This window comes from Nocardia vinacea NBRC 16497 (genome assembly GCF_000308835.1).
Lineage (GTDB): Bacteria > Actinomycetota > Actinomycetes > Mycobacteriales > Mycobacteriaceae > Nocardia > Nocardia vinacea.
Genome location: NZ_BAGN01000108.1, coordinates 18,774 through 31,443, shown reverse-complemented (window position 1 = coordinate 31,443; position 12,670 = coordinate 18,774). Strand labels below are relative to the sequence as shown.

13 protein-coding genes are annotated in these 12,670 nt (G+C 64.1%); 10 read left to right on the top strand and 3 right to left on the bottom strand.

Going from position 1 to position 12,670, the window contains the following annotated elements; translation table 11 throughout:
- Nucleotides 1–209 precede the first annotated feature (209 nt).
- The 10 genes from ON44_RS50190 to ON44_RS14360 all read left to right on the top strand — a co-directional run bounded on the left by ON44_RS50190 (nt 210) and on the right by ON44_RS14360 (nt 9,245).
- A complete protein-coding gene (locus ON44_RS50190) occupies nt 210–368 on the top strand; it encodes a hypothetical protein (protein ID WP_157187148.1) in 159 nt (52 codons plus the stop codon).
- A gap of 263 nt (nt 369–631) precedes the next feature.
- The gene (locus ON44_RS14400) at nt 632–1,489 is read left to right on the top strand and encodes an MlaE family ABC transporter permease (protein ID WP_245567150.1); all 858 of its coding nucleotides are present in this window, start codon (nt 632–634) and stop codon (nt 1,487–1,489) included.
- Complete coding sequence (locus ON44_RS14395; protein WP_040690173.1) at nt 1,489–2,352, top strand: ABC transporter permease; 864 nt, start codon at nt 1,489–1,491, stop codon at nt 2,350–2,352. The genes ON44_RS14400 and ON44_RS14395 overlap by 1 nt, the downstream gene beginning before the upstream one ends.
- Nucleotides 2,353–2,356: 4 nt before the next feature.
- Nucleotides 2,357–3,415 (top strand): MlaD family protein, encoded by a 1,059-nt coding sequence (locus ON44_RS46760; RefSeq protein WP_051182007.1) that lies wholly within the window; start codon nt 2,357–2,359, stop codon nt 3,413–3,415.
- A complete protein-coding gene (locus tag ON44_RS14385; RefSeq protein WP_040690171.1) occupies nt 3,415–4,419 on the top strand; it encodes an MlaD family protein in 1,005 nt (334 codons plus the stop codon). The genes ON44_RS46760 and ON44_RS14385 overlap by 1 nt, the downstream gene beginning before the upstream one ends.
- The gene (locus ON44_RS14380; protein WP_083897865.1) at nt 4,407–5,432 is read left to right on the top strand and encodes an MlaD family protein; all 1,026 of its coding nucleotides are present in this window, start codon (nt 4,407–4,409) and stop codon (nt 5,430–5,432) included. Before ON44_RS14385 ends, ON44_RS14380 begins: the two co-directional genes overlap by 13 nt.
- The gene (locus ON44_RS14375) at nt 5,432–6,535 is read left to right on the top strand and encodes an MlaD family protein (RefSeq protein WP_040690167.1); all 1,104 of its coding nucleotides are present in this window, start codon (nt 5,432–5,434) and stop codon (nt 6,533–6,535) included. Before ON44_RS14380 ends, ON44_RS14375 begins: the two co-directional genes overlap by 1 nt.
- Nucleotides 6,532–7,629, top strand: a complete 1,098-nt coding sequence (locus tag ON44_RS14370) for an MlaD family protein (RefSeq protein ID WP_040690165.1) — start codon at nt 6,532–6,534, stop codon at nt 7,627–7,629. The genes ON44_RS14375 and ON44_RS14370 overlap by 4 nt, the downstream gene beginning before the upstream one ends.
- Complete coding sequence (locus ON44_RS14365; protein ID WP_040690162.1) at nt 7,626–8,597, top strand: MlaD family protein; 972 nt, start codon at nt 7,626–7,628, stop codon at nt 8,595–8,597. Before ON44_RS14370 ends, ON44_RS14365 begins: the two co-directional genes overlap by 4 nt.
- A 42-nt stretch (nt 8,598–8,639) precedes the next feature.
- Nucleotides 8,640–9,245: a hypothetical protein gene (locus ON44_RS14360; RefSeq protein ID WP_245567149.1), complete on the top strand. Its 606-nt coding sequence runs from the start codon at nt 8,640–8,642 to the stop codon at nt 9,243–9,245.
- Nucleotides 9,246–9,281: 36 nt separating this feature from the next.
- Here the strand turns inward: ON44_RS14360 and fadD8 are convergent, their stop codons facing one another.
- The 3 genes from fadD8 to ON44_RS14345 form a co-directional block, all read right to left on the bottom strand.
- The gene (gene fadD8, locus ON44_RS14355; protein ID WP_085998536.1) at nt 9,282–10,901 is read right to left on the bottom strand and encodes a fatty-acid--CoA ligase FadD8; all 1,620 of its coding nucleotides are present in this window, start codon (nt 10,899–10,901) and stop codon (nt 9,282–9,284) included.
- Nucleotides 10,902–10,941: 40 nt separating this feature from the next.
- Entirely contained in the window at nt 10,942–11,904 is a 963-nt protein-coding gene (locus ON44_RS14350; RefSeq protein ID WP_051182005.1) for a TLP1 C-terminal extension domain-containing protein, read from the bottom strand.
- Nucleotides 11,905–12,052: 148 nt separating this feature from the next.
- Entirely contained in the window at nt 12,053–12,412 is a 360-nt protein-coding gene (locus ON44_RS14345) for an SDR family oxidoreductase (protein WP_040690159.1), read from the bottom strand.
- Nucleotides 12,413–12,670: the final 258 nt, after the last annotated feature.

Genomic DNA, 12,670 nt, shown 5'->3' with positions numbered 1-12,670 from the left:
CCTCCTCGCTCCTGATGCGTTGTACGTCCTGCGGCGAACCGCGAATCGGACATGTGTACATACAGCAGACCGAACAACTGACCGATCTCACACCGTACACGAAAGCTCTTCACTGTATGGCCGATGCTGCTCCATCAGTTGAAGCCACCTGTGCGATCGCCGCGCCCCGTTGACGCCCCACCCGAGAGCCCGCACCCTCCAGAAGACCGATGCGCCAATCCATACACGCCCTGCGGCGAAGACTTCTGGTTCTCGGTCGCTACTCCGACATTGTCGCCGCGGCCACCACCGTCGAAACGGTCTCCCCCGAATCCGGCCGCGGCCGCGCCGGTGGCGGCACCAACCCACTGGCCAAGTCCGGCCGATAGGTCCACGCAGCGGATGTGTTTGCGACACACAACGGCTTCATAGAACGCCTCGGCAGCTACTACCGCCGAACGGGTCCATCGGACACGACGCGACCCGCCGTGATGTGACAGCCGTACAGCTGCCACGCCTCTGAACAGCTCAAAGAGAGAAACGGACCGGCCACCAACCGACCAGAGCACCTTTCTGGATACATGTCTGGAATGTGGTACAGGTCATATGGTACGTTCTGCCGCATAGCTCGGCGGACACGCGAAGAGGTTCGATGTCGACCACTGATCTGAATATGCGCCCCGTGGCGCAACAACCCCAGGCTCACGCGGCACTGCGCCGCAATTTCTCCGACACCGTCCTCTCCAGCCTCGCCACCTTCGGCCGCGCCTTGCGGATGGGGTGCCAGGCGGCCCGGATCGGCGTCACCGACGCGCTGCGGATGCGGTTCCGCACTCACGAAACGCTCGCGCAGGCATGGTTTTTGATCAAGGTCACCGCGATTCCGAGCGTGCTGATGGCCATTCCGTTCGGGGTCATCGTGTCCACCCAGGTCGGCAATATCGTGTCCCAGCTGGGCGCCGACTCGATGATCGGCGCCGCCGGGGGGCTGGGCGTGATCAAGCAGGGAGCACCCCTGGCGACCGCGATGATGCTCGGCGGCGCCGGGTCCGCCGCGATCGCCTCCGATCTGGGCGCACAGACAATCCGGGAAGAGGTCGATGCCATGCGCGTCATGGGTATCGACCCGGTCCAGCGCCTGGTCGTTCCCCGGCTCGTGGCGATGATGCTCATCGCTCCCCTGCTCAACGTCCTGATCGTCGCCGTCGGCATCGCGTCCGGCTTCGCCGTCGCCATCACTGCCCTCGATGTCACCCCGGGCAGCTACTGGCAGTCGTTCGGCGCGTTCACCACGCCGCTGGACATCTGGGTGTCGCTGATCAAGGCGTTGATCTTCGGCTTCCTGGTTGTTGTCATCGCCTGCCAGCGGGGACTCGAGGCGCGGGGCGGACCACGCGGGGTAGCCGATGGGGTCAACGCCGCCGTCGTCATGTCCGTTGCTGCGGTCACCGTCCTCAATACCGCCATCACCCAGGGGGTCACAATGTTCTTTCCGGTGAGGATGGCCTGATGACGGCGACGCCGTACACCCCGCCCGGCCTGCGGTGGGCCAACCGCATCCGGAAGCGGATCCGTCCGATGAGCCCGTTCGAGTCGATCGGATTTGTCCTCGGATTCGGCTGGCAGGTGCTGTCGTCGCTGCCGTACACCCTGGTGCACTACCGGCGCCAGACGCTCGCGGTGATCACCGATATGACCTGGGGCCGCGGGTCGGTGATCATCGGCGGCGGCGTGGTGCCGCTGATGCTGCTGATGGGCGCCGCGATGGGCGCATCCATCGGGATTGAGGCCTACAGCGCGCTCAATCTGTTGTCGCTGGGACAACTCAGCGGCCTGATCTCGGCCTTCGGCGTCACCCGCGAACTCGCGCCCATCGCAGCCGGAGTGGGATTCGCCGCCCAGGCCGGCTGCCGGATGACCGCGGAAATCGGCTCCATGCGCATCTCCGAGGAAATCGACGCACTCGAATCGCTCGGGGTGCGATCGGTGCCGTTTGTCGTCACCACCCGCGTCATCGCCGGAATCGTCTCGGTCGCACCGGCTTTCGTGGTGGCACTGATTCTCAGCTATCTGTCGTGCAAACTGATCGTGACCACGATCCACGGTACCCCGGCCGGAACCTACAACCACTACTTCGATCAATTCGTGCTGGGCTGGGACGTCGTCGCCGCCACAATCAAGGTGATGGTGTTCGCCCTCGCCGTGGTCCTGATCCATTGTTACCAAGGATTTTTCGCCACCGGCGGCCCCGAGGGCGTCGGAATCGCCTCCGGGCGCGCGATCCGAGCCAGCCTGGTCTCGATCATCGCCCTCGACATGCTCACAACCATCGTTCTCTGGGGATTCCAATCCCCCATCACGTTCACCGGATAACCTCATGCCTGCCTACGCCCTGCCCGGAACCGAAGTCGGGCCCCGCCGGGCCCGAATCCTCGGTTTCGGCGCCGTCGTGATCGTCGCGCTGACCGTCGTCGGCTGGCGCGTGATCCCCGACGGCCGACCAGCCGACGACATCCAGGTCACCCTCCTCACCCCACGTATCGGCGTCGGGGTCGCGCCCGGTACCGACGTCCGGCTCGACGGTGTCCGGGTCGGCTCGGTCACCTCGGTCGCCATCGCCGGATCCGGCCGCCAGCGCATCGGATTGGACCTGCAGCAATCCCAGCTGTTCGGTCTGACCGACGCGCTGACCATCGACTACGCACCCGGCAATCTCTTCGGAATCACCACGCTGCAACTGAACTCGATCGACGGCGGCAGACCCCTGAGCGACGGATCCCTGGTCGATCTGACCGGCCGCGATGCCGACCGAGTACGAGATGCCACACTGACCGCGCTACTCGAGTCCACCGGTCAGCTCACCGACGACGTACTCACCCCCAGGCTCACCGATCTGCTGCACAAGATGTCACACGACATCAGCGCCTTCACCCCGCTTTTGCAGGCGATCGGCACCACCCTTCGCTCTTACACCGAAACCCAACAGCTGCTCCCGTCGTTCCTGCTCGACCAGTACGGGTCAGCCCTCACCGGCGTACCCGCACTGCTGGCCGGAGCCGCGGAACTGTTGCATTCGGACCTGACGAACCAGCAGCTGCAAACCGAGGAAGACATCACTCGTTTCTCGGAGATGTTCGCCAAGGTGCAAACTCTCATGCTCCCGGCGGCGACCGACACGCTCTACACGTCGCAGCGCTATTTCGGCGGGTTGATGCCTATCGCCATCGCGATCCTCGATCAGGTGGCCGCTTCGGTCGACACACCGGAACCCTCCGGCAACGATATGCGTGAACTGTTCGCCCGGCTCCGCGCAGCATTCCACGACTCTCCTTCTGGTCCAGTGCTCGACGCTCGAATCGACCTCACCACCGTGCCCGGACTGTCGGCACCGCTGTCGGCGCTTCTCGCTCACCAACCCGGCGCAGGAGGGCGCTGATGTCGACACGTTGGCTCTGGATCCGCATCATGATTTCGGTCGTCGCCATGGCCGTCGTCCTGGTCGGCGTCTTCCGGCTGATCGAACGACCGGTCGGCGGCCGTACCGACACCTATACCGCAATCTTCACCGATGCGAACGGACTGCGACTCGGCGACGATGTCCGCCTGTACGGCGTGCAGGTCGGAAAGGTCCGCGATGTCGAGTTGGACGGTGCACTCGCCCGGGTCCATTTCACGGTGAGCACGAGCCACCCGCTGTACACCGAAAGCAAAGTCGCCGTTCGCTACCAGAACCTCACCGGCTTCCGCTATCTCGAAATTCAGCAGCCCGATCTGCCGGGTGACCGCCGCAAGCCGGCCTCGATTTTCGATACTGCGCATACTGTCCCGGCATTCGACATCACAACACTGTTCAACGGATTGCAGCCGGTGCTGACACAATTGTCGCCCGACGATCTGAACCAATTCGCGAACAGTATGCTCGCCGTCTTGCAGGGCGACGGCAACGGAATCGGACCGGCCCTCGATGCCATCGATAGATTGAGCCGGTATGCCTCCGATCGTCAGCAGGTGCTGTCAACCTTGGTCAATAATTTCGCGCAGGTTTCCGCCCACATGGCCGGAAAATCCGGCAATGCGATGAGACTGATGAATAACCTGACGGCATTGTTCATCACGATCACCGATAAATTACCCGGCCTCGTCCAATTCGGATTGGAAATCCCGCCGATGTTGCGGCCGCTCCTGGATCTGTTGAGCGTACTGGGCGTCACCGGCGAGAAGAACAAGGATCTCGATGAGCTGCTCCATCGGGTACTTCCGAATTCACACCAGGCCATCGAGGTGCTCGGCCGGCTGCCGGGGTTGATTCAGACCATGGCGTCGACCATCCCGCCAACCGGACCCGACGCGAATATGACCTGCTCGCATGGCATTGCGGTCGCACCTGAGCCGCTGCAGGTACTCATCGCCGGACAGAGGATCACGCTATGTCATCGATAGCCGCACGAATGCGACATCGCCTACAAGCACTGTTCACCAGCCGCAGCGAACGCGGCGCACAACTGCGTTGGGGTATTTCCGGAATAATCGCGGTACTGATTCTTGTCGCCACCATCGGGGTGGTCAATATCGTCGGAACCACACCGGAGCGTACGTATTCCGCGGAGCTGGCCGAGGCCGGTGCCGTCCGCATCGGCGACGATGTACGCATCGCCGGAATTCCCGCCGGTAAGGTGAAGTCTTTCGAATTGCTATCCGACCGGGTACGGATGACATTCACTGTCGAGAGCAATGTCTTCGTCGGCGATCAGACAACACTGGCCGTCCGCATGCTGACCATTGTCGGCGGATATTATCTGGCCGTACAACCGGCCGGGACCGGCCCGCTCGGCGACAAGGTCATCCCCATGCAGCGGGTTATTCTCCCCTATCGTCTGACGCAGGCATTTCAGGACGCCATCGAGCCCGTGCGAAACACCGACGGGGACGTCATCCGCCGGGACCTCGCCGTATTGTCGGATTCGATCGATAAGAGTCCGGACTCCGTTCGCAACGCGATCCGCGCGGTCGGCGACATCGTCGCCATCATGGACAAACAGAACGCGGACATATCCCAAACGCTGTCGCTGAGCGATGAATACCTGACGGCGCTCGACAAGAATTCCGACGTCCTCGTTCAGCTGATGACAACCTTCGGCACGCTGGAGAACATCGTGGCCAACAACCGCGATCAGCTCAGCTGGGCGCTGCACGGGCTCGCGCAGCTACTGCAGAAGTTCACCCCGCTCGGCCGGATCTGGGACGACTCGCTGCGCGATCAGACCCAGCCACTCGTCGACGCGATCCCGAAACTGCAGGAACTCGGCGGCCGCATGAACACACTCCTCGATTCCCTGCGCTCGTTCGAACAGCGCCTGCTGCCCTTCGTCCAGCCCGGCGGCGGCGTGACCGTCGACCAGTCCGCCGCCACTATCACCGGGATATGTGTGCCGGTGCCCGGAGGGGGATGTTGATGTCGAGCAGGATCCTCGGGTCGCGCGGGCTGATGTCGGCGGCGGTGATTCTCGTCCTCGTCCTGGCGCCCGGTATCGGACTGAAACTCACCAAGTCCGAGCCGGCCGTGCGCAGCTATTGCGCAGATATGCCCGACGCCATCGGCCTTTACCAGGACAGCGCGGTCACGATCATGGGAATTCAGGTCGGCAAGGTCACCGACGTCGAATCGCAGGGCGGAACGGCACGCGTACGGTTCACGGTTCGCGCTGACCGCAAGCTTGCGCCGGACGTGGGCGCGGTGACGGTGAGCAACACCATCCTCGCCGATCGGAATCTGGCACTCATCGGTCCCGAACCGAAAGGGGCGGGCTGGAATCCAGGCACCTGCATCACCAAAACCCTGACGCCCAAAAGCCTTTCGGAAACCTTCGATGCCCTGGCGAAACTGTCCGATCAGCTCAACTCCGATAAGGATCCGGCACAGCGCACCGCCCTCGGTGACGGCATCGATACCCTCGACCGCGCCACCGACGGCACCGGGGAACAGATCAACAGCCTGATCCTGCAGCTGAGCCGTGCGCTCGAATCCCCCGATGCGGCCGTCGGCCATCTCGGCCAACTCCTCGACGATCTCAGCAATCTGGCCCACCGTGCCCACAACGGCTGGTCCGATCTGGCGACCATCATCCCGCGGCTGACCCAGACCTTCAGCGATATCAACACTTTGGCCTTCCCGCCCGTGATCGATCTCGTGGCCGCACTCGCCGGGCTGCTGCCCGAACTGAACGAGGTGATCATGACCCTCGGGTCCCCCGCACTGCGGGCCCTGGACACCATCCCCGATCTACCACAACTGATTTCGTCCGGGGTCGGCTCACTCGCCGACATCATCCGCATGGCACCGAGTATCGCCGCCGGTTTCACCGGTGCGATCGATCCGGTCGGCGGACAGGTCACCATCGGTTACGCACCGCCGAAACTCGCCCTGCCCCAACAGCAGACCGACCAGATCTGCGCGGCCTTGAAAGCCGTTGCCGGGCAGCAGTGCCAGTCCACCGGCAACGGCGCGGTGACCGTTCCGGCACTCCCCGTACTGCTGGCGGCAGTGAGCGCGAAATGAAACGACCGTCCCTGACCACCCGCCGGATCGCCGCCCATGCGCTGATCGCCGCCACGATCGCGGTGCCGGCCACGGCGTGCGATTTCCAGCCTGCCGATATCCCCGTGCCCGGCACCGGTGTCGGCGGGCCGACCTATCACCTGCGCATCGAATTCGCCGATGTGCTCAATCTTCCGCAGGGCGCCAAGGTCATCGCGGACGGCGTGCGGGTGGGGCAGCTGACCGGTGTCATTCTCGTCGATCCGGTCCCCGCCACCGCTACCACACCGGCCCGCAAGGGCTACGTGATCGCCGATGTCGCCATCCGCACCTCGGTCCGGCTCCCGGTCGGCACCACCGCGCAACTGCGGCAGGAGACACCGCTCGGTGACGTCCACATCGCCCTGACCGAACCGCCCGCGCCGACCGCGGGCGAGATCGCGCCGGATGCCACCATCCCGCTCTCCGATACCCGGCAACAGCTGCCGATCGAAGACATCCTCGCCCAGCTGGCGACATTCGTCGGCAGTGGAGCCGTGAACGACATCCAGAACATCGTCCACAAGATGAACGGGATCATGCTCGAGAATCCGGCCGATACCGCGCGGATCGCCGATGTGCTGGGGAGGGACCTCGACGACCTGGCGGCACACACCGATTCGATCCACGCGGTGGTCGGTGGTATCCAGGCCACCGTCGACGATGGCCTGCTGAACCATATGCCGACGTGGGATCCGCTGCTCACCCCGGAGGGCGTACAGCACACCACCGATGTGATGAATGCCGAAATCGGCGTCATCTTCGTGCTCACCGCGCTGGGACCCTTCGCCCCATCCACGAAATGGCTCGGCCCCGTATTGGATTCGACCGACGGGGCGATGCGCGCGGTTGTCCCCGTATTGTTCGGCAGTGCGCCGCTGGACACCGGCTCACCGTCGAATTTCGCGAAACTGATCGATCTGATCCAGAACAAGATCATCCCGTTTGTCGACCACGGTCCGAAGATCAACCTGATCGGCGTCGACGTCGCACCGGAGCCCGTCGCGGGCATGAGTCCGGACGAACAGACCAGCCGCATCATCGACGCCCTGCGGATGATCGGAGCGGTCCGATGAAGATTCGTTCGATCGTTTCGCTCACCGCGATCGCCGCGGTCCTCGTTTTCGGTGTCGTCTACATGACGGTGGGAGTCCTGCATGTCGATCCGCGAAAGTCCTATTTCACCGCCACGCTGCATCTGGACAACTCCGGTAGGCTCGGACCGCATTCGCCGGTGCTGTTCGACGGCGTTCAGGTCGGCAACGCCGAGGCGGTGCGCAAGCAGGCATCCGGAGTGCTCGTCCAGCTGAAAATCGACAAGACCTATCACATCCCCGTCACCAGCGACGTCCATATCGAACAATTGTCGGCACTCGGCGAGCCGTACATCGAATTCGCGACGACCAGCGGCGGCGGAAAAGGTAATGCCGGACCGTACCTGAAGGACGGGCACGTCGTCACCACCGATCGGGTTCAGCTGCCGATGACCATCACTCAGCTTTCGTCGCGGGCAGTGGAGCTGCTGAATCAGATTCACCCCGAGTCGATTTCGCGTCTGGTCGGCACCTTCGACACTGCCCTGGCAGGCACGGACCAGGCGATGCAGACTCTGCAGCGCTCCTCCGACTTGCTCGCCGCCACCCTCCTCAGCCGCACGGACACCATCCGGCAACTGTTCGCCGATATGCAGGCCATGGGCGCGAACATGGACTGGCTCGGTCCCTCGCTGAGTACCGCCGGCCCGCAACTCGGCTTGTTCGGCACCTCGTTGACCGAGATCGTCGAATCGGGTTCCGTGCTGTCCAAGAAGCAGCCGGTGCCGAACTATTTCACCGGTGACGGACTCGTCCCGTTCCTCGACAACCTGACCGATCTGCTGAACAAGATCGGCCCGGGCCTCGCCCCACTGGCGCCCGTACTACAGCCCGTGGTGACCGATGCGGTCGCCCGCTCACCCCATGTCGATATCAGCGCTCTGATCAGCCAGGCACTCCAGAGTATCGATCCCGACGGGACCTTGCATTTCCGCATCCACGTCAAATAACTGAGCCGGACACTACCGGTCGGCACGGCAAGGAAGAAGAAAATGGGTACCGCAACAGATGAGAAGCACGCTCAGGTCGAGACCGAGGACGACCCGACGGCTGATGCCATATCCCGGAGGAGGACTATCACCCTGGCGATCCGGCTGTCCACCGTGCTCACCGCACTGGTGATCATCGTCCTCCTGACGCTCTCGATCGTTTTCGGCTGGTTGTACCTTTCGGCCCGATCCACGTTGTCGAACCGGGACGCGAGCGCAGCGGACGACAAACACGCCGAAGACATCGCGTCGAAGTACGGCGTCGACGCATCGACCATCGATTACCACGACGTCAAGGGTTGGATCGGCCGCCTCAAAGCGAACACCAGCCCGCAACTCGCAGCCAAATTCGATGCCACCGCACCACAGCTCGAACAGATCTTGCTTCCGCTGCAGTGGACATCGAAAGCGACGCCATTGTCTGCCGATGTCACGTCCGGATCCGGCGGTATCTACAAGGTCAACGCCTACCTCAACGTCAATTCCACCAGCGCCCAGAACCCCGACGGCGCACAAACCACTGTCACTTATTCCCTGACCATCGACCGCAACTCGGGCTGGAAGATCACCGACGTCGGAGGCCTGCAAAACGCGCTCCCCACCAAGTAGGCAATCCTGTGACGACCGCCTCTACACCAATGGATTTCAAATACCGAGTGCGGCCTCGGCGTGGGCCCGGACCGCCTTCTTATCGATCTTGCCCAGCCCGGTCAGCGGCAGTTCGTCGACGATGAGGACATGTTTCGGCGCCTGTACCGAACCCTTGCGGCGCTTGACTTCCGCCCCGATCTCCTCGATCACGGTCGCGACAGCGGCGGGGTCTTCCGAGGTGCCGGGGGCGAGGACGACCACGGCCGTGACCGCCTCGCCCCACCGCGGGTCTGCCACGCCGACGACCGCGACGCCGGATACTCGCGGGTGGGCTCCTACGACGTCTTCGACCTCACGCGGGAAGACGTTGAAGCCGCCGGTGACGATCATGTCCTTACTGCGGCCGACGATATGCCACAAGCCGTCCTCGTCCTCGCGGGCCAGGTCGCCGGTGTGCAGCCAGCCCTCGTGGAACGTCTCCGCGGTGACCTCCGGCAGATTGAGGTAACCGCCGGCCAGCAGCGGACCCGAGACACAGATCTCGCCGGCCTCGCCGCGCTCGACCGCGCGGCCGTCGGGTCCGAGCAGCGCCGTGCGCAGCGCGACCGACGGACGGCCACATGAGGTCAGGCGGGCCTGATCGTGCTCGCCCTTGGCGAGGTAGCTGATGGCCATCGGCGCCTCGGACTGTCCGTAGTACTGGGCGAAGATCGGACCGAAACGTTCGATCGCCTGGGCCAGCCGGGCGGGGTCGATGGCGGAGGCACCGTAGTAGACGGTCTCCAGCGACGACAGATCCCGGCTGTCGATATCGGGATGATCGAGCAGTGCGTACAGCATCGACGGCACCAGCATCGTCGCGCTGATGCGATGTTCCTCGATGGCACGCAACACTTCTCCGGCGTCGAAACGCGGCAGCACCACACACTGCCCGCCCAGGACGACGACCGGCAGGAAGAAGGCCGCACCGGCATGCGACAGCGGTGTGCAGATCAGGAATCGCGGGCGCTTCGGCCATTCCCATTCCGAGAGTTGGATCTGGGTCATGGTCGCCATCGTGGCGGCGGTGCCGATGACGCCCTTGGGCTTGCCGGTGGTTCCGCCGGTGTAGCTGATCGAGATGACGGCATCCGGTGCCAGGTCCACCGCTTCGATCGGCTGCGGCGCGAATTGTGCTGCGGCGGCGATCAAGTCGATGCCCACATCGGACAATTCCGCCGGTACCGGGCCCAGGACGAGCACCTTGTCCAGCGCGGGTACCCGATCGACCAGTTCTTGCGCCCGCTGGACGAACGCCAGTTGCGGGTCGATCACCAAGCTGGTGATGCCGGCGTCGTTGAGGACGTGGACGTGGTCGTCCAGCCCGCCTATCGGATGCAGCGCGGTCCGCCGGTGTCCGGCGACCTGACCGGCGCCGAGAATGAACAGCACCTCGGGGCGATTGAGCGCCAGCAGCGCGCTGGGGGTGCCGGTCACGACGCCGTGTTCGGCGAAGGCGGACACGTAGCGGCTGATGGCGTCGAGTACGTCGGCGCCGGTGAGCACGGTGTCGCGAAGTGTCATGACCGGCTCGCGGCGGTGCCGGCGGAGCCCGGCGAGCAGAGCGTGGCCGTTGTGGGTCGGCAGCCGCAGGCGGGTCGCGGAATCCATTGTGGTTCGTGCTGTTTCGATCATTTCTCTCCGATCCTCGGCGAATCCGGTGTTGCTGTGCTACTCACGACACCATGGCCGCCGTGTTGCCCTGCTCGCTCGATGTGACGATGATGTCGCGGCCGATCGGATCATCGACCGTGACGAGACTTTCGGGCGACATCGTCGCCAGGAACCGGCTGCCGTCGGCATGCAACCGCCCTATGACCACTCCGGTGCGCGGCTCGAATGCGTGGCGCACGGTATAGGTTTCGATCCGGGCCGGCCCGTCGGCCAGCGATCGATGAGCGGTGCCCGGAGCCGCCGCGACGGCGCTCTGCAATCGCAGACTGTTGTCGGGCTCCCAATCGGCGGATACGGTCGAGTGCACCCCGACGGAGTATTTGCTCATGATGCCGCCATTGGCCGCCACCAATCCGAACGCCCCCGGCTGGTCCCGCGTGCGGCCGACGGTTTCCGCGATGGCGTGCATCGAATAGTTGTTGCCGGGACCGCCGGTGACGGTGAGCCCGCGGGGATCCGTGGTTGACAGCCCGGTGCCGTCGCAGAGGTTGAAGACCGCGATCGGGAAACAGCTGTAGAGATCGAAGGTCGTGATCTCATCGAGCCCGAACGACTCGTATCCGAAACCGCGACCCTCCAATTGCCCCGGCACCTTTTCGGTGAAGTCGGGTCTGTCGTCACGACCGGAATAGAAGCGTTCGGTCGATACCGCATCCGAGCCCGCGATCAGTACCGAACCCAACCGTCCGGCCGCGATCGCACCCGCGAACTCGGTGACCAGAGGCTGTGGTCCCTGTCCGCCGACGACCTCGAGGACCGCGCGGGCCGGTTCGATGCCCAACCGCCGCGCGACCGAGCGCGGGTAGTTGTCGGAACGACCCAACGGCGCGGGCACCGGAGCCGAGATCTCGAACTGCCGGACATCCGCGATCAACTCGGTCGATGCGGCCACATCAGCGAACCCCGCACCGGTGTCCTCGAGTGCGCACCGAGCCGCCTCGGCGGCCAACTCGACCGACGACATCTGCCGATAGCCCGGACCGTCGACACTGTCGCCACCCTGTCAGGCACCGACGGTCACAGGCACGCGTGGATCAATCGACACCTATCGCCTCTTCTCGCACCGCGGTGCCGATCCACCAACTGTCGACGCTCGGATCGTGTTACCGGAATCAGGACGTCTTGTGCGGGACAACGGTGACCAGGCCGCCGTCCACCACGAATTCGGATCCGGTGGCGTAGGACGATTCGTCACTGGCCAGGAACAACACAAACGTCGCCACCTCTTCGAGCTTGCCGAAATCCTGCACCGCGGTCGTCACCGCGGATTTCCACTGCTCGGGCTCGGTGACATCGAGGTGCACGAACCTCGCCGCGGCGCCGAGCTCGCTGGCGAGCGCCTTGCCCTCGTCATCGAGGATATCGCCGATGACGACCGATGCCCCTTCGGCTACCAGCAACCTGGCGTGAGCGGCGCCCATCCCCCGTGATCCACCACTGATCAACGCGACTTTGCCGCCTACACGTCCCATGCCGGTGACGCTACCACGACAACTAGATACCAGTACAGACACCTGTACAGTTCAGTTCGGACGCCAGTCATGGACCACCGGACAGCCGCGTGGGCGCCACGGCGCAGTTGACGCGTTGTGAGACGGCATCAAGAAGAGCCTCATGTGGCCTTTGCGGGTCGCTTTCAGTTGTTCCTCGCGGTCTCGATTCGGTTGTCGTTCTCGCTGTCCAGGATCATGCCGACTGATGTTGCGCAGGCGTCGCTTTTCCAGGCTTCG

Bases quoted from the DNA above. Each gene is read 5' to 3' on its own strand.
- ON44_RS14345 (WP_040690159.1), bottom strand. From the start codon at position 12,412: ATGGGACGTGTAGGCGGCAAAGTCGCGTTGATCAGTGGTGGATCACGG.
- ON44_RS14400 (WP_245567150.1), top strand. From the start codon at position 632: ATGTCGACCACTGATCTGAATATGCGCCCCGTGGCGCAACAACCCCAG.
- fadD8 (WP_085998536.1), bottom strand. From the start codon at position 10,901: ATGATCGAAACAGCACGAACCACAATGGATTCCGCGACCCGCCTGCGG.
- ON44_RS14360 (WP_245567149.1), top strand. From the start codon at position 8,640: ATGGGTACCGCAACAGATGAGAAGCACGCTCAGGTCGAGACCGAGGAC.
- ON44_RS50190 (WP_157187148.1), top strand. From the start codon at position 210: ATGCGCCAATCCATACACGCCCTGCGGCGAAGACTTCTGGTTCTCGGT.
- ON44_RS46760 (WP_051182007.1), top strand. From the start codon at position 2,357: ATGCCTGCCTACGCCCTGCCCGGAACCGAAGTCGGGCCCCGCCGGGCC.
- ON44_RS14375 (WP_040690167.1), top strand. From the start codon at position 5,432: ATGTCGAGCAGGATCCTCGGGTCGCGCGGGCTGATGTCGGCGGCGGTG.
- ON44_RS14395 (WP_040690173.1), top strand. From the start codon at position 1,489: ATGACGGCGACGCCGTACACCCCGCCCGGCCTGCGGTGGGCCAACCGC.
- ON44_RS14380 (WP_083897865.1), top strand. From the start codon at position 4,407: ATGTCATCGATAGCCGCACGAATGCGACATCGCCTACAAGCACTGTTC.
- ON44_RS14365 (WP_040690162.1), top strand. From the start codon at position 7,626: ATGAAGATTCGTTCGATCGTTTCGCTCACCGCGATCGCCGCGGTCCTC.
- ON44_RS14385 (WP_040690171.1), top strand. From the start codon at position 3,415: ATGTCGACACGTTGGCTCTGGATCCGCATCATGATTTCGGTCGTCGCC.
- ON44_RS14370 (WP_040690165.1), top strand. From the start codon at position 6,532: ATGAAACGACCGTCCCTGACCACCCGCCGGATCGCCGCCCATGCGCTG.
- ON44_RS14350 (WP_051182005.1), bottom strand. From the start codon at position 11,904: ATGTCGTCGGTCGAGTTGGCCGCCGAGGCGGCTCGGTGCGCACTCGAG.